18 protein-coding genes are annotated in these 17,069 nt (G+C 41.4%); 12 read left to right on the top strand and 6 right to left on the bottom strand.

What is annotated here, in order from left to right; translation table 11 throughout:
- Positions 1–1,980, top strand: a 1,980-nt coding sequence (locus tag H9631_RS16170; RefSeq protein WP_191814615.1) for an SH3 domain-containing protein, incomplete at its 5' end; no start/stop codon positions are given.
- Positions 1,981–2,060: 80 nt separating this feature from the next.
- Here the strand turns inward: H9631_RS16170 and H9631_RS16165 are convergent.
- The 4 genes from H9631_RS16165 to H9631_RS16150 form a co-directional block, all read right to left on the bottom strand.
- Positions 2,061–3,392, bottom strand: a complete 1,332-nt coding sequence (locus tag H9631_RS16165; RefSeq protein ID WP_191814614.1) for an ABC transporter permease — start codon at positions 3,390–3,392, stop codon at positions 2,061–2,063.
- Positions 3,389–4,075, bottom strand: a complete 687-nt coding sequence (locus H9631_RS16160) for an ABC transporter ATP-binding protein (RefSeq protein WP_191814612.1) — start codon at positions 4,073–4,075, stop codon at positions 3,389–3,391. The genes H9631_RS16165 and H9631_RS16160 overlap by 4 nt, the downstream gene beginning before the upstream one ends.
- Positions 4,076–4,321: 246 nt before the next feature.
- Complete coding sequence (locus H9631_RS16155) at positions 4,322–4,480, bottom strand: hypothetical protein (RefSeq protein ID WP_191814610.1); 159 nt, start codon at positions 4,478–4,480, stop codon at positions 4,322–4,324.
- Between the two features lie 18 nt (positions 4,481–4,498).
- Entirely contained in the window at positions 4,499–4,939 is a 441-nt protein-coding gene (locus H9631_RS16150; protein ID WP_191814608.1) for a hypothetical protein, read from the bottom strand.
- A gap of 94 nt (positions 4,940–5,033) precedes the next feature.
- On the opposite strand from H9631_RS16150, the gene H9631_RS16145 reads away from it, so the two are divergent.
- From H9631_RS16145 to H9631_RS16120, 6 genes are all read left to right on the top strand, one after another.
- The gene (locus tag H9631_RS16145) at positions 5,034–6,323 is read left to right on the top strand and encodes an MFS transporter (RefSeq protein ID WP_191814606.1); all 1,290 of its coding nucleotides are present in this window, start codon (positions 5,034–5,036) and stop codon (positions 6,321–6,323) included.
- A gap of 1,024 nt (positions 6,324–7,347) precedes the next feature.
- Positions 7,348–7,890, top strand: a complete 543-nt coding sequence (locus H9631_RS16140) for an RNA polymerase sigma factor (protein WP_225221101.1) — start codon at positions 7,348–7,350, stop codon at positions 7,888–7,890.
- Positions 7,887–8,354: an anti-sigma factor gene (locus H9631_RS16135; protein ID WP_191814602.1), complete on the top strand. Its 468-nt coding sequence runs from the start codon at positions 7,887–7,889 to the stop codon at positions 8,352–8,354. Before H9631_RS16140 ends, H9631_RS16135 begins: the two co-directional genes overlap by 4 nt.
- Positions 8,347–9,429 (top strand): hypothetical protein, encoded by a 1,083-nt coding sequence (locus H9631_RS16130; protein WP_191814600.1) that lies wholly within the window; start codon positions 8,347–8,349, stop codon positions 9,427–9,429. Before H9631_RS16135 ends, H9631_RS16130 begins: the two co-directional genes overlap by 8 nt.
- A complete protein-coding gene (locus tag H9631_RS16125) occupies positions 9,426–10,316 on the top strand; it encodes a hypothetical protein (protein WP_191814598.1) in 891 nt (296 codons plus the stop codon). Before H9631_RS16130 ends, H9631_RS16125 begins: the two co-directional genes overlap by 4 nt.
- Before the next feature lie 81 nt (positions 10,317–10,397).
- A complete protein-coding gene (locus H9631_RS16120) occupies positions 10,398–11,309 on the top strand; it encodes a diacylglycerol kinase (protein WP_191814596.1) in 912 nt (303 codons plus the stop codon).
- 299 nt (positions 11,310–11,608) lie between these two features.
- Here the strand turns inward: H9631_RS16120 and H9631_RS16115 are convergent, their stop codons facing one another.
- Together H9631_RS16115 and H9631_RS16110 are read right to left on the bottom strand one after the other, a co-directional pair.
- Positions 11,609–12,103 carry a GNAT family N-acetyltransferase gene (locus H9631_RS16115; RefSeq protein WP_191814594.1) on the bottom strand — a complete coding sequence of 165 codons (495 nt, stop codon included), beginning with the start codon at positions 12,101–12,103 and terminating at the stop codon, positions 11,609–11,611.
- Between the two features lie 29 nt (positions 12,104–12,132).
- Positions 12,133–12,426 (bottom strand): hypothetical protein, encoded by a 294-nt coding sequence (locus H9631_RS16110; protein WP_191814592.1) that lies wholly within the window; start codon positions 12,424–12,426, stop codon positions 12,133–12,135.
- Positions 12,427–12,597: 171 nt separating this feature from the next.
- Between H9631_RS16110 and H9631_RS16105 the strand changes: the two genes are divergently transcribed.
- From H9631_RS16105 to H9631_RS16085, 5 genes are all read left to right on the top strand, one after another.
- Complete coding sequence (locus H9631_RS16105) at positions 12,598–13,089, top strand: PCYCGC motif-containing (lipo)protein (protein ID WP_191814590.1); 492 nt, start codon at positions 12,598–12,600, stop codon at positions 13,087–13,089.
- A gap of 569 nt (positions 13,090–13,658) precedes the next feature.
- A complete protein-coding gene (locus H9631_RS16100; RefSeq protein ID WP_191814588.1) occupies positions 13,659–14,378 on the top strand; it encodes an NAD-dependent protein deacylase in 720 nt (239 codons plus the stop codon).
- A 90-nt stretch (positions 14,379–14,468) separates the two neighbouring features.
- A complete protein-coding gene (gene rlmD, locus H9631_RS16095; RefSeq protein WP_191814586.1) occupies positions 14,469–15,851 on the top strand; it encodes a 23S rRNA (uracil(1939)-C(5))-methyltransferase RlmD in 1,383 nt (460 codons plus the stop codon).
- Between the two features lie 475 nt (positions 15,852–16,326).
- Positions 16,327–16,611 (top strand): type II toxin-antitoxin system Phd/YefM family antitoxin, encoded by a 285-nt coding sequence (locus H9631_RS16090; protein ID WP_191814584.1) that lies wholly within the window; start codon positions 16,327–16,329, stop codon positions 16,609–16,611.
- Positions 16,612–16,615: 4 nt separating this feature from the next.
- A complete protein-coding gene (locus tag H9631_RS16085; protein ID WP_225221100.1) occupies positions 16,616–16,912 on the top strand; it encodes a type II toxin-antitoxin system RelE/ParE family toxin in 297 nt (98 codons plus the stop codon).
- Positions 16,913–17,069 lie beyond the last annotated feature (157 nt).

Here is a 17,069-nt window from a genome sequence, read left to right as displayed (position 1 = left end):
GAATCCGGCGGTTGGGCGAAGATTACAGTGAGTGGAAAGACAGGCTATGTAAGCAGCCAATATTTATCAGCGAGTGCCCCTGCCGCAAGTAAGCCACCAGCCAATAAAGAGCCATCAACACCATCCAAGAGCGTCACAAAGTATGTGAACGTACAATCGGGCTCATCATTGAATGTACGGAGCAAAGCGTCAACAAGCGGAAGCATTATCGGGAAATTGTCTTCTGGAGCCAAAGTATCGGTTCAATCAGAATCCGGCGGTTGGGCGAAGATTACACTAAATGGAAAAACAGGCTATGTAAGCAGTGAGTATTTGACAGCAAAAGCGCCAACTGAGGTTTCTCCAGTCCAAAGACCAGTTAACAAAACGACCAAATATGTAAATGTAAATGCTGGCTCGATCCTATATATGCGAAGTCAGGCTTCTGCCAGTGCAAGTGTGGTTGATAGGCTTACACGTGGGACAGCAGTTGAGGTTCAATCTGAAGCAAATGGCTGGGCGAAGGTAACTGTAAATGGAAAAACAGGCTATGTAAGCAGTCAATATTTATCCAAAACAAATGGAAACCCCGAAACTACTGAGCCTAAAACTAAATACATCAACACTTCTTCTGTATCTGGAACAAGTATGTATAAGAGTGCCTCAACCAATTCGTCTGTTGTCATTCAAATTGCTTCAGGAGTAGCTGTTCAGGTACTTTCGGAAGAAAATGGCTGGGCAAAAGTAAAGGCCTACGGTTCTACTGGGTATGTTCAATCCAAGTTTCTCTCGGATAAAAAACCAGTTAATAAACCTAAACCGGATGAAGAATTGCCGGGATCAACTGATCAAATCAGATATGTATCAGTTAATGCCGGATCTAACTTAAACATGCGATCTGCCCCTTCAACAACAGCAGCAATTGTTGCTAAATTGGCGAATGGCACCAAGGTAACTTATCATTCAGACGCTAGTAACGGCTGGGCGAAGGTTACAGCGAACGGTAAAACGGGTTATGTAAGCATTGAATATTTATCACCGGGCACTAATCCACCGGGAGATTCGAACAATGGTTCACAAGCCACCGAATACTCCAATTACAATCTTACTTTGGATGAAATGGTGAAAATTCAAATGGCTGCTAATCCACAGACGGATAAGCAGTATCCGACTTATATAAGAGAAGATGCCTTAAAGCTAAACTCTGGCGCTAAGTCAGGAACTGTTTTAAGCGGTACTTGGAATGTCCGAAGCGGGGCCGGAACTGATTTCAGTTCTCTAGGAAAAGTCAATACAGGGAGTACTTTAAACATCATATCTTCTCAAAAAGGATCAGATGGATATACATGGTATCAGGTTCAATATAAAACCGGATGGGTAACAGCTAAGCCGGAAGATGTAAAATATTACCTTGATCCAAACAATTTCATTAATGACCCAGTAAAATCGCTTCAGTTTATAAATCTATCAAAAGCAGCAAACGCTGAAGCAGCCGAAATAAATGAGAAAATCCTTTCCGGAAAAGGTATTTTAGCCGGAAAAGCTACTTCATTCATAGAAGCAGGCAAAATTCATGGTGTCAACGAAATGTATCTGATTTCCCATGCTTTACTTGAGACGGGCAATGGTGCTTCACAATTGGCTACAGGAGTAAAGATTAACGGTAAAACAGTTTACAATATGTATGGCATCGGTGCTTACGATGGAGCAGCTGTACAAAAGGGAGCAGAGTTTGCTTACAACGCAGGCTGGTTCACTCCTGAGGCTGCCATTATTGGAGGAGCTCAATTTATAGGTCAAAACTATATCAGTGCTGGACAAAACACTCTCTATAAGATGAGATGGAATCCTGCAGCTGCAAGTAGTACAGGAAAAGCCACCCACCAATATGCAACGGATATCGGATGGGCGGTAAAACAAATTACACAAATCCATAATTTGTATATGTTAGTCAATTCATATACACTTGTTTATGATATCCCTGTCTATAAAAAAATGTAAATGAATGTTCGATATATTGAAGCACTCCCCATTTTGATGGCGAGTGCTTCGTTCATTTTACTGAAATTCTTAGATGCTCTTCATATTTCCCTCCGCATTGCTTGCAAGACATCAACTCGCGTAGCTTGCTGGGCAGGTCTCCATCCAGAGAATATCGTGATAATCAAACAGATAGCGATGCTGATAAGTGAAAGGGTCCATGGGATATATGAAAACAATAAATTCTCAGGCGGCGATTCATTAAACATACTTTCAACGACTAGCGGCAAGGAAAAATTGACAGCAAAGCTCACTCCATAGGCAACCACTGTTCCAACAAATGCACCAATTAATCCAATGTAGATGCTTTCCAACAGAAATATCTTTTTGATGATACTAGGATTCGCGCCGATTGCCTTCATGATCCCTATATCAGGTGCTCGTTCCGTAACCGCCATTGTCATAGTGTTATAGATACCGATAGAAGCTATAATCAGAGCGATTGTACCTACTAATATTAAGCCAATTTTCATGATGGTAAAGACCATATTCACTTGTTTCATTTCGTTAACGATTGAAAATGTTGCATATTTATCCATATTCAGTTTTTCGATAATGCCTTCCACATCTTGAACATTGTTTACATAGATATTCACCTGCTCGTAAGTTTTTTCTTCCTCAACTTTCATTTCTTTCTCTTCCGGATCTAATGAACCACCACGAGTCCCAGTAAAAGCCTCAACGTTCTTTAAAACAGAATCCGAAATAAATACATCAGAATGAGTCAGCCAATCTTTTGCAGGTTTTTTAGCAATCCCTACAATGGTAAGCGGGATCGCAGTTGTGGAATCCTTTCTATTCTTCACTTCCATATTTACAGTTTTTCCGATTAAGCTTCCTTTAAAAGCATATTTTTCCTTAACCGTCCCATCATCATTATAGGGGTTGACGTCATCTTCAACTTTTTGTGCCAACTCATCTATGAAGGAATAACCAACAATAATTTCATTTGATTTCTCAGGGAGGCGGCCTTCAGATAACTCGAATCCCGCTTTGATTTCTGCAGGGAAAAAGGCGGAAAAAGTATTAGCTTGAATACTGTATTCTCCCAATTCATATACGGGCGTCTGCTGAAGCATTTGTCTCCTAGTGACGGCCTTGACGTTATCCAATGCCTCAAAATATTCGATATGCCGGTTATTGATTGCTTTATGATTCTCTTGATCATCAATTTGCGCATGAACTTCTATTTCAGTTACAATCCGATCTTCCATCAACTCTTTGATGATTGATTTGTGAAGACCAAAACCAATTGAGGCAAGCACAATTAAAAATGCACAGCCAATAGCTGTTGCTAACATTGTCATAAAAATCCGCGACTTGTTCTTTTTCATATTCTGTCTGACAAATTTGATTTGATCTTTTAGTGTCATGTCAACACCGCCTTCAGTATTTTTCCATCCGCAATTTCAATTGTCCGGTGCCCGATTTCTGCCACCTTGTCATCATGCGTAATAATTAAAAAAGTGATGCCCTCTTTATTCAATTCTTTGATGAACTGAAGTAGTTGCTCCTCTGTGTCGCTGTCAAGGCTGCCGGTTGGTTCATCTGCAAGAATAAGAGGAGGATTGACAGCAAGAGCCCTCGCAATGCTGACACGCTGCTGTTGTCCGCCTGACAGCTCATTTGGATAATGATTTTTGTATTCTAGCAAACCGACTCTTTGTAATGTCGCATCTGTTTTTAGTTTTCGTTCCTGCTCGTTCAATCCTTTTAAAACGAGTGGAAGCTCAACGTTTTGGAAAGCTGTCATACTAGGGATCAATTGAAAGTTTTGAAAAATAAATCCAAGATGCTCTAAGCGGAAATCTGCAAATTTCGCTTCATTCAGATCACTGGCTTTTTCTCCCGCAATCCATATATCTCCCTGAGTCGGTTTGAGGAATCCGCTGATTATATTTAATAGAGTTGATTTACCTGAACCACTTCTTCCAACGATAGTGACTATTTCACCTTCTTTGACTGTAAGGGAAACGTTCTTGAGAACAGGTATTTTGTGTTTTTGTCCTCTCTTTCCAACCTCGAAAGCATGACTTACATTTTTAACAACAATCACGATTTCTCCCACCTTTAACTAATAGCTCTAATCTATTAGACGAGCTGAACACAGAAAACACTACAAATAGATATAGAGGTTTTTTGAACAAAATAGAGAAGAGTTAATGGGATAGAGAAACTTTGAAAAAATGATGCATAATGTTTGAGGAGGAAATGGAGACATAAATGGAGGAATCCATCCTGGCGAAAATTAAAGTGAGGTAGAATAAACGGCTGATCCTCTATGTGGATCAGCCGTACACTCTCATTTTTTAAATAATTTCATTAATACTGCAAATAAGACGATGCCTGCGATAGAACCGAGCGCGAAACCCCAGGAAAAATAATCGGTGACCAAGTAGATAATTAGCATGCAGACGAAATAGCCTAAAGAAAAGCCGATTATATGGTTTTTTATTTTCATTTTTAGCAACTCCTTTTTTTACATAAATAGGGAAATAGAGCTTGCAATCAGCGTAATCATAGATAGGAGCTGAAGTACATTGTGCTGGGCGTCGGGAATGATATGGTCTTTCATAGGCGGTAGCCATTTGATTGTGTCTTTGAAGTGGGATTCGTAAAGAGATTTAGGAAACTGCTTTAAATGAATTCCGGTACAATAGGGCATCCACCAGGTAAGAATCTGCATTATAAGGAAGATAAGGTAAAACATAACCGAAATAGCCATGAGCCATTTGACTTTTGTTGCAAACAATCCGATACAAAGAAGGATGAATAAGCCATTGGTAATGGCTTCCGTGAATTTCTCTTTACGGGTATACTTTGATAGATCATTCCAGGGAAAAAGGTTAAGTAAGGTTGTCACCTCAAAATAAAAAAATAGTAAAATTTGAAGAACTATGGCAATGTTATAATAACCCATATATATGGCTCCTTTCTATAAATCTTAATAAAATAATTTTCGATCTTATATAATACAATTTTATTATCAGACTGAATTGAAAGGCGGTAGTTGAATGCGTGAAAAAAATGATCAGCCAGCTTGGCTGCAAAAGTATATGAAATCTCCATCAAAGCAGCAGGAGCTTTATAAGCGGACTCTCATAATTGTCATGCTTTCCCAGATTTTTGGTGGTGCAGGACTTGCTGCAGGTATAACAGTGGGGGCGCTGATTGCACGCGATATGCTGGGAACAGCCAGTTTTGCAGGAGTTCCTGTTGCATTGTTCACACTTGGTTCTGCTGCGGCAGCTCTGATTGTTGGCCGGCTTTCCCAGAGGTTTGGCCGGCGTTTTGGACTGGGAGCAGGATTCATAACGGGAGGTATTGGTGCAATCGGAGTAGTGGCAGCCGCAGTTATGAATAATGTCTTCCTTCTCTTTGTTTCATTGTTTATCTATGGAGCAGGTACGGCCACCAATCTTCAGGCACGCTACGCAGGGACGGATATGGCTAATGCGACCCAAAGAGCTACTGCTGTCAGTATCGCGATGGTTTCGACCACATTTGGTGCAGTAGCGGGCCCAAATCTTGTAAGTGTGATGGGCAGGTTCGCGGAGGGAATCGGCATTCCACCTTTGGCAGGGCCCTTCATACTGGCTGCGGCAGCGTATCTGCTTGCTGGGCTTGTTCTTATTATTATGCTTCGGCCTGACCCTCTAGTAGTTGCAAAAGCAATAGCGGATGCGTCGGCAAAGAAAGAAACGCATTCTTTCAATAAAGAGGAAGTTACATCTGACAGGCGCGGAATTGTCATCGGAGCTACAGTGATGATTCTTACTCAAATCGTTATGGTTGCTATCATGACGATGACTCCAGTACATATGGAGCATCATGGCCACGGATTGAGTGAAGTAGGGATTGTGATCGGAATCCATATCGGTGCCATGTACTTGCCATCACTTATTACAGGGATACTGGTGGATAAAATCGGGCGAATGACCATGGCTGCCGTAGCAGGTGCCACCTTGTTGGCGGCAGGCCTGGTATCTGGATTGACGTCTGGCGAATCGATGCTAATGCTTATTATCGCACTCGCTTTGCTTGGACTTGGCTGGAATTTTGGATTGATCAGCGGGACGGCTCTCATCGTCGATTCAACCAATCTGTCTACCCGGGCAAAAACTCAAGGTGCCATCGACGTCTTCATTGCTCTTGCCGGAGCTGCCGGCGGAGCGTTATCCGGCATCATTGCAGCTTATTTTAGCTATGCTGCATTATCACTTGCAGGCGGACTCTTGTCTCTGCTGTTGGTCCCAGTTGTCATCTGGTCACGAAGTAAAAGAAAATCAAGAAAAGCAGCTTAATAATTTAAAAGAGTAAGACAGTCAATCAGAGGAAATATAATGTTCGAATTAAAATTCCAAATGTCTGACTGCGCCGTACAGGAAGTACAAGTGCGGGCGAATCGACAGGACGTCGCCGCCTGAGCCAGCCGCCGTACAGGAAGTATCAAGTGTCGCCGCTTCATAGAATGTTGCGATCTGAGGCGGCCTAGCTCCATCAGCTTAAGGGGCAAGTCAAATTGTAACCGTGGTGGCTGAGGAGCCCCATGTGATCGTCATCTAAGGCCACAGCTTTTATTTTTCTAAAATCTATCAAGTCCCAATTGATATCAGTTAATCGATGTCTGATGACCAACTGGGACTTCTTGTTTTTTCACTAAAGGATTGTAAATCTTTGGACTGCTCCTGCTAAGACAAGCTGGTCTTTTGAGCTTGGAAATCTCCTGATCAAACCAAGGGCTGTACGTTTATATATACAGAATGCCTTTTCCTCATTTGAAACTCTTTCGTTCCATTTCTTTCATTCTTTTATGAGCCAGTTATCGAATCCGTACTGAGCCATTCTTTTTTGATTACGGATAAACTCCTCCCCTATATATTACTTCATTTAGCAGAACTCTCCCATTTGTAAGATGAAAGCATATCGGTATTCCATTCAGTATGGGTTCAAAACCTAGTTGAATAATCGGCGGATGCCACAGATTTTCAGAGGAAATTGATCGAGTGCAAATAGGTCAAGACGCATTTGATAATGACAAATATGTTTCATCACCTCTTTACTGCTCTAAATGATATATACGGATGGAAGGTTTCTTTAAATGGTAAAATGAATGGATTGAGTTCAATGAATAATGCACGGGTTTCCTTGGTAAATCGTGACAACAATTTGATAGATTACTTGAATCCGGTTTCCAATGATAACTATATGAATTCAAGTTTAGAATTTCACGTGAAAAAATTTATAAAAAAGTTTAGTTAAGAGTGTAGTGGCCGTACCACCATCTGTCGTCTATAAGGGTGACGCATGAAAGGGGGGAGAGAAGTTTTGGATGATGTGCTCATTGAAAAAATCAAGAGCGGCAATGATCATGCATTCCGATTAATTGTGGAGAAATACCGCAATTACATTTTTCATTCAGTGTATGGTGTTCTGCGCAATGAAAAAGATGCGGAAGACGCTGCACAGGAAGTGTTCATGAAAATCTATACTTCTCTCCCCAAATATGAGAAACAAGGTTTTAAAACATGGATCACGAGAATTGCGGTTAATCATGCCATAGACATAAAGAGAAAAAAGGTTCGACGGCAGGAAGAAATGAATGTTGAATATGAAGAGACGAGCCATGCACCACCTGGAGAAAGTGTCGAACTCCTTGTTTTAAAAAGGGAGAGGCAAAACCTTTTAAGGAAGCGGCTGGATGAACTTCCGGGAAATTATAGAGAGGTCATTGAAGGGTTTTACATAAAGGAGAAAACTTACGAGGAATTGGCACAAGAGCTGGATGTGAAAGTGAAGACGGTTGAAGTGAGGCTCTATCGGGCCAGACAATGGATGAAGAAGCACTGGAAGGAGGATGATTTTTCATGAACCATATCAATTATGAAAAATGGATGTTATATGCGACAGATTCTCTTGATGAAGAAACTCGCTCTCAATATGAAAACCATCTTTACAGCTGTGATCATTGCTTGGAGCTTTACTTGAAAGCTGTAGAAGAAGCTGAATCACAGATGCCGGTGCTGACTAATCCGACAGGGTTTACAGATTCCATCATGAAAGAAATTGGCTGTGTACAAGAAAAAAAGCAGAACAAAGTGAAGCCGAGGAAAAACTTGCGAAGGCAAACTTTGGTTCATTACACGATAGCTGCAGCAATGACACTTGTTCTTATGTCAACAGGTATCTTCTCACAATTGACGTCGACTATCAGCACTTTCGAAAATACAGCTGCTGAACAAGAACAGTCAGTTATAAATGACTGGTTAAATAAAACAGAGTCTATTACAGAAAAAATTGATGACAATCTTAGGGAGGGAAATAAGCATGAATAAAAATCCTATCATAGCTTTTCTTCTCGCCTTTTTTCCCGGCGGAGGATTGATGTACCTTGGAAAAGTGTTGCGAGGGTTATTCTATACAGCGGTTGTTTTTGGCATACCCGCTTTGGCGGTAGCAGCTTTAGCTGTCACAGGTTCTCAGTTTTTTCTTGTCTTTGCTCTAGGCGGGCTACTTATGTATATCGTCAACTTTGTTGATACAGTTGTGACAGCTTCGAAACTGTATAATGGTACCGAGCCAGTGCATGAAGGAGCAGCAATTGATAAAAATCAAGATTCTGAGCGCTTTTTCACCATTGCTCTGTCCTTTGTTCCTGGGCTTGGGCACTTTCAGTTAGGTCTTGTCTATCGGGGAATCACGTTACTAGCTGTGTTTTTGGGTCTTGGTGTCATGATCCTGTTTGTTACTCTGATGACAGGACGATCGGAGTTTCTTATTTTCTTAGCTTCCCTGCCAATCATTTGGATTTATGGATTTTTCGATGCCATGCAGTTGTTGGATCGTAAGTCCAAAGGGGAAGTTTTGCAGGACAGGTCAGTCCTTGAAGAACTGGAAAACAAACGGCCTGACGGCAGAAAGAGTAAGTCGATTGCTACATTGCTTTCAATTGTACCGGGTGCTGGGCACTTGTATCTTGGTCTTCAAAAACGCGGAATCCAGTTAATGGCAGCGTTCTTGTTTTCCATCTATATTCTCGATGTACTAAGGCTGGGACTTTTCCTCTTCATCGTCCCAATCATCTGGTTTTACAGCTTTTTTGATGGACTCCAGAAAGCTTCGCAATATGAAAGCGGGGAAGTGGAGGATGAGCCAATTGTGTCTTACTTAATTAACCATCAAAAATGGCTTGGCATTGGCCTGATTGTACTGGGTCTTTATTATATCGGAGCGAGTGTTATCTTTCCGATGGCAGATCCAATTTTGACGGAAAGATATGGAATCGATCTTTATCTCTGGATTCACTCATATATTCAGCCTGTGATTATCTGCCTTATCCTTATCGGCGGAGGCATCAAGCTTTTAGCGGGTAAAAAAACAAAACAGACCAAGGAAGGTGAAACTAAATGAGGACATGGAGAGTTGGTTCTTTTTCAATGGGCGCAGCCCTTTTATTGCTCGGCGTCTTCCTGTTACTATCACAGGTTTTAAAATGGGGGGACCCGTCGGTAGCCCTTCTTTCTTGGTGGCCGATCATTTTCATCGTTCTTGGGGTTGAGATTATTGTATACTTGGCTCGCTCTCAAAAGGAGAAAATATCCATACAATATGATTTTATCAGCATTATTTTCATAGCTGTCCTTGGAACCTGTGGGCTGGCGATGGCCATTCTGAGTTCGAGCGGTCTTTTGGAGTTGGCTGGAAATGTGGTGAAGGCTGAAGTCCAAACTGCCGATCTTCCAAGATATGAAGAAGCTTCATTAAATAGTATTGACCGGATTGTCGTTGATACGGGAAGCTTTCCTTTAACTGTTGAGAGCACCGAGGAAAAGACCGTTTCGTTATTTGGAACTTACCAAGCTGAGACTCTGAATGGTAAAAAAATGATCAAAAGCCCTTCTGATTATGTGCTGGCAGAGAAAAAAGGAGATACGCTTTTTATTAAACTAAAGGAATTACCTCGTCAGAGGTTTATAAATCATTATAATGATGCAGATGCAACTTTGCTCATACCTGCGGACAAGAAAGTTGAGTTCAAAGGAATCGGCAGAGATTTGACCTTTAAACCTAGAGGATTGAAAAATGACTGGGAGATCAACACACCAGGCTGGGTAAAAATAGAGACGGGCGAAAAGGTAGATTTGAAAATTGAAGCGAATAAAGTATACGAACTAGAAGGAGAGTGGAAAAATATCAAAGATGTAAATGCTGAAGACTTAAAATCTGGGGATATCTCCTTCGGAAAAGGAACAAATACTATCACAATTAATCATGCTAATAGAGTAGAGGTAGACTAAAAAGTGATAAAAAGGTATGATTATTTAGTGGAAGCATCTAGATTAACGCTTCGGTATTTAGAGTTCGAAGGATGATGTGAATTGAAAAGAGCACGTATTATCTATAACCCGACAGCCGGTCGCGAAATCTTTAAGCGGCGTATTGCCGATGTTTTACAAAAGTTGGAGCAAGCAGGATATGAAGCATCGTGCCATGCTACGACGGGTGCTGGGGATGCGACAGCTGCCGCTCGGACAGCTGTGGAGAGAAAATATGATGTCGTCATCTGCTCAGGTGGCGATGGAACAATTAATGAAGTGGTTAATGGTTTAGCGGATCAGGAATACCGTCCAAAGATTGGCATCATTCCGACAGGAACAACGAACGACTTTGCACGAGCCTTGCATATACCACGGGATATTGATGCCGCTGTCGATATCATTACGGCGGGTGACACCATACCGATGGATATTGGGCGAATGAATGACCAATATTTTATCAATATTGCCGGTGGTGGAAAGCTGACCGAGCTGACATATGAAGTACCGGCGAAAATGAAAACTGTCCTTGGACAACTTGCCTATTATTTAAAAGGGATTGAAATGTTACCGTCCATCCGCTCGACGGATGTAACCATAGAGTATGATGGCAAACTTTTCGAAGGAGAAATCATGTTGTTCCTTGTTGCGCTGACCAACTCGGTTGGCGGCTTCGAAAAACTTGCACCGGATGCCTCCATCAATGACGGCCTTTTCTCATTACTAATCTTGAAAAAGACCAATTTGGCTGAGTTCATCCGTGTGGCTTCACTCGCATTAAGAGGGGAGCATATAGATGATCCGAATGTCATTTATTCAAAAGCGAATCATATAAAAGTAAAATCGAAAGAAAAAGTCCAATTGAATATTGACGGGGAATATGGGGGGCTACTTCCGGCAGAGTTTAACAATCTATACCGCCACTTGGAAGTATTTGTTCCTATTCATGATATTCGCCCAGAAGATAAAGTGTAAGCAGCCGTTGTCCGATTTTCCGGCTGCTTTTTTCGTGGCGGTCGATAAGGGGATAAGAGCGGAGCCGAATCGAAATGGAGTTGTCTTAGTTTAAACTTCATTCAGCGGAAGTCTCCCACTTCTGTAATTGGTGATTTGAATACGTATTGATATTCCATTCCAGTAGGGATTCAAACCTTGGCTGAATCAAGGATTAAAGCTTTCGATGCCACAGATTTTTAGAGGGAATTGATTGAGCGGAGCTCGATAAAATCTGGGCGCAATTGATTTGTTCTGGTGAAAAGTCCAAATCCCGAAATTTACAATAATTTATATAAATAAAATTCATCTATTGGCTTACCATTGATCATCAATGACTGGAATTTTTCACCTTCCACTTCGAATCCCATCTTTAAATACAGACTAAAAGCTCTTTCATTGTGTTTCATTACCGTTACTCCAAGGCGAGATAGTCCCATTTCTTTCGACCAACGGAATGCTTCTTTTAACAAGCGCGTTGCCACACCTTTACCTCGGAATTCCTCGGTTACTCCAACAGAAATGCGCGCGGCGTGCTGGCTTCGAGAAGATTCTCCTCCAAGTACCGTTACAAATCCAATCAGACGATCATTGTCTTCTGCGACAATGATTGTGGAATTGCTCTGAAGAAGGATCTTCTCAATATTTTGTTCTTCCTGCTCTTTACTGGTTTTTCTTTCACCAGGTTCAAATAACATCATATTAGAGGAATCGACGCTGGCAATTAAAGTGGAGAATTGCTCTGCATCCTCCAGGCGTATGTGCCTGATCTCCATAAGGCAATCCTACTTTCTTTATTTTACTTTTAATTTTCTTTCTCGTTATAATACCCTATGAAAAATGCCAATCCTGACGCGAAAAAACAGCCCGAAGCAAGCAAAATCCATGAAATAACCAAATCAATATTATGAGAAAATTTCTTCGCAAAAATAATATAGCTGGCAGCTATTATAATCCCCAACAGAAGAAGATTTTTTGCTGCTGTAAATTTCTTTTTTCTGTCCGCCTGGATATGCTTTCGGGTATATTTAACCCCCCATATCGCTAATACTCCTACTAAGATAAATGAAACAATCATGACCCCCAGGCCAATCAACATACATAAATACCTCCCGTTCGACAAATTTATTTTACCACAATTCAAAAATATACGCAGTTTATCGGAGAGAAGTTCACCGACCTGTTAGAAAAAGGAGCGGCATCATGTTGAAATTCTTGTTCTAAAAAAGTACACTTTTGTATAAATAACGATGAGGGGAAGTCATACAGGATGAAGAAGCTGTTTATTGTAGCTTTGATCATGATAAATATGATGCTGACAGCATGTTCAAGTACCGAGAAGGAACACGCTGATGAACAACATGTGAGCGAAAGTCAGGAAGTACAGCACGGTGATATTCGCGAAGAAACGAGTGGCCCACAAGAATTGCCGAAATTTCTCGATGGTAAGCCTGAAGATATGCAAATCGTTTACCAGGCGGCTGCACTCAATCAAGAACTATTGGAAAAAATGCCATGTTATTGCGGATGCGGAGAATCTGTTGGGCACAAGGATAACTATGACTGTTTCATACACGATAATAAAGACGACGACCGCATTGTTTGGGACGATCACGGAACCAAATGCATCGTTTGCCTTGAAATTGCTGCCCAATCAATCAGCGACTACCAAAATGGCAAATCGATAAAAGAAATCCGAAAAGAGATTGATGAGAAATACAAAGAAGGATATGCAGAACCAACTCCGACAAAGGAAGTTTAAGAATGAAGGCACAGGCTGAGGCTTGTGCCTTTTTTGGATAGAAAAAAATATAAGGTGAGAAATACTATCCTTGTTGTGCGGAAAAGAAACGCTGTCCACTTTGAGAAGATACTGCCTCAGATAAGAGGAATACTATCCGGAAAAAAGCAATACAATCCAGTTTGGCCGAGATACTGTCCAAAAAAGTGAAATACTATTCAAGTAAGGAAAATACTGTCCGAGCAAGAGCAAATACTATCCAATCCTCAAGTTAACTATGGGGATTCTTTTCCGATAATGAAACAGCCGGGCACACAGCAAAAAACGCTGTTGGAGGGTGGCTGTGATATCCCAAGAGTTTTAGCTGTCTCATGGTATTGGGATGATTGTGTAGGATATACGCTTTTTTTTTGTTCAATTATGAATCGAATAAATGAATTTATCGCTCTTTTGATTCAAATAACCATCATAGAGGTGGTTGCTTCAATAATGAATCAAAAATCGATGCTTCCATTTAAAATCAGCCCAATTCATCCCTTCGTGCTCCCGTGCTATACTTGTGTGAGAATGGAAAGGAGTGCTGAAATTCGGTGCTGCTTGAGAAATTGAAAGAATCTACTTATACTGTTGTGCTGACAGGTGCAGGTATGTCAACTGAGAGCGGACTTCCTGATTTTCGATCTTCCGACGGTCTTTGGGAGAAAGAGGATCCAAGCCGGATCGCAAGTACGGATGCGCTGAACCGCAATATCGAGAAATTTTTTGAGTTTTATCGTCATCGCGTCATGGGTCTGCAGGAATGTAAGCCACATGTCGGACATGACATTTTGGCTAAATGGGAAAAAATAGGAATCATTAAAAGTGTCATTACGCAAAACGTTGATGGCTTTCATACGGAAGCAGGGAGCAAGAATGTGGCCGAGCTTCATGGCACTTTGCAAAAAGTCCATTGTCATTCGTGCGGGAAAGAATATGATAGCGACAAATATGTAAATAAACAATATCAATGCGATTGCGGAGGCAAACTACGCCCATCTGTCGTTCTTTTTGGTGAAATGCTACCTGAAGATGCTTTGCTGAAGGCTGCTGAAGAAAGTAAGAAGGCTGATCTTTTTATCGTTTTAGGTTCATCACTGACCGTCACACCGGCCAACCAGTTTCCTTTGATTGCCAAGCAGAACGGAGCCTACCTTGCCATCGTCAACATGGAGCCGACAGAGCTGGACATTTATGCGGATAAAACAATTCATGGCCGCAAAATCGGAGAATTGTTGAAAGAGCTTGACGAGGGACTGGTGACTCAAAAATAGTAGCGGAAGGCTTCGGCCTTCCTTATTTTTATGGTATCGACTCATATGGTACAATCGTAAAAGCACATTAGCTGGAAAAGGACGAAAAAAATGAGCAAACAATATGTACCTATTAAGAAAAATGATGAAATAGATGTGATTTTTGAAGATTTGACCCACGACGGAAAAGGCGTTGCCAAAGTTGACGGATATCCGTTATTTGTGGCCAATGCTCTGCCGGGAGAAAAAGCAAAAATCAAAGTGTCGAAGCTGAACAAAGGGTATGGCTTCGGCCGTCTGGTTGACTTATATGAAAGAAGCGCGTTCCGAATCGAACCGGCCTGTCCAATTTTTGCGGACTGCGGAGGATGTCAGTTACAGCACCTCAGCTATGAAGGTCAACTCCAAGCGAAGGAAAAGCAAGTGCGGGATGTACTGGAGCGGATCGGCAAGCTGGAAAATGTAAAAGTCCATCCGGTTTTGGGGATGGAAAACCCTTGGCACTATAGGAACAAAGCGCAGGTGCCAATTGGAGAACATGAAGGTGGACTCGTTGGCGGCTTTTACAAACAACGTTCCCACGAAATTGTTGATATGGAAGCTTGCCTCATTCAGCAAGAGGAGAACGATGCAGTTTTACAAAAAGTAAAGTCCATCTGCGGAGAATTTGGAATCAGGGCTTATAATGAAAAAACGCACAAAGGAACATTGCGGCATATTATGGTCCGTTCCGGAAAAGTGACAGGGGAAATCATGGTCGTATTGATCACCCGTACGCCGGACATTCCGAACAGGAGAAAACTCGTCGAAAGAATTGTGAAGGAAGTTCCGGGAATCAAGTCCGTGGTACAGAACGTCAACACAAAACGAACAAATGTCATCTTCGGTGAGCAGACAAACGTGCTATGGGGAGAGGAAGTCATCTATGACTATATCGGAGACGTGAAATTTGTCATCTCGGCCCGCTCTTTTTATCAGGTCAACCCAGAGCAGACTAAGGTACTGTACGACAAAGCGTTGGAATACGCCGGATTGAACGGTGAAGAAACCGTCATCGACGCCTATTGTGGAATTGGAACCATCTCGTTATTTTTAGCGCAGCGTGCAAAGAAAGTGTACGGTGTAGAAATCGTATCGGAAGCCATCGAAGACGCAAGGAGAAACGCTGAGCTGAATGACATTACAAACGTCGAATTCGAAGTGGGAGAGGCGGAGAAAGTCATACCTCGATGGTATGAGCAAGGCGTGAAGGCCGATGTTTTGGTTGTCGATCCCCCAAGGAAGGGCTGCGACGAAACCTTGTTGCAGACCATAATTGAAATGAAACCCGAGAAGGTCGTCTATGTGTCATGTAACCCAGCTACTTTGGCGAGGGATCTCCGGGTTTTGGAAGATGGTGGATATGAAACTATGCAGGTGCAGCCTGTGGATATGTTTCCGCAGAGCGTCCATGTGGAGGCGGTGGCGTTGCTGCAAAGAGAAATGTCCCATTAAAATAAACATTACTCAAACAAAATAAACATTTCCGATTCCAACCTCAATTTCGTGATAATAAACATATCCGAATTCGGGGTCTTTTTCTGTCTTAGCCCTTGTCTTTCCAGGGTTTTCTCTACTTTCCCATGGTCAACATTTTGAGAGAACTCTATTTTAACTTGCAAAAAAGATGAAAAAATAGGCGAAAAAGCGGCAGAAAAAGCGTCATTTTTGAATCAAAAATCCTCCATTTTGGGGATTCGGCAGGAAATCTTTATTTTAACGGCGACGAGAGAATGCGGGGTGGGGGCTGGTGAAATGGGAAGAGTTTATTTTGGATGCACAGGAAGATGAATAAGAGCTGTTGAAGTATTGTTATAATAAGGTTTTCCAGTGATTTTGGAGAATGTCCAGGCTGGGAAATCTTATTTTATTCATGTTATATGTAAATTGTGATATAATATGAGTATGTAAATCAAGGAGAGGTGCTAACATGGACTTAAATATTAGACCTTCAGCAGATTTAAGGAATAAGTATAATGAAATATCAAAGCAGTGCCGAAATACTAGGGAAGCAGTCATTATTACTGTAAACGGTCGTGGCGATACAGCCATTCTTGGACTACAAGATTACAAGCAAATGAAAGCGGAATTGGAGTTACTTCGAACACTTGCAGAAGCAGAGGAAGATGTACAAAATGGCAGGCTAAAACCTTTCGAAGAATCCGTTGATGTGCTTCGGGAATCTTTAATGAATCGAAAAAATGAAGATGTATAAAATATTGAGGACAGATAAGGCGGAGGACCAACTGCGAGATATTATTTACTATATTGCAGATGATTCCGGTAGCATTGATATGGCACTTTCATACTTAAATAAAATAGAGCAATCAATTAATCGTTTAAAACAATTTCCGAACTCAGGAATGGTCCCACGCTATTCTGTTTTGAAAAAGCAAGGTTACCGAGTAGTCATAGTGGAAAAGCATCTAATCTTCTATAAAGTCAATGATGAAAATAAAACAGTGATTATATACGCAATAGTAGATGGTAGAAGAGAATATGAAAATTTAATATAGTGAATTTTCAATTGTAGGATTGGTCATTTGATTGACACTCATTTAATAGAGATGGCGGCGTTCTTAGAACAGCAGTCATCTTTTTTGGATAAATGAAAACCATACGCTAGGCGTATGGTTCAGGAGAGCTTATAGCGATGTATTAAAAAAGGCTCCC

Source organism: Bacillus norwichensis (assembly GCF_014836955.1).
Taxonomy (GTDB): Bacteria; Bacillota; Bacilli; order Bacillales; family Bacillaceae_C; genus Siminovitchia; species Siminovitchia norwichensis.
Note: the sequence above shows the minus strand (reverse complement) of the source record. Positions and strands in the feature narration are given on the sequence as shown.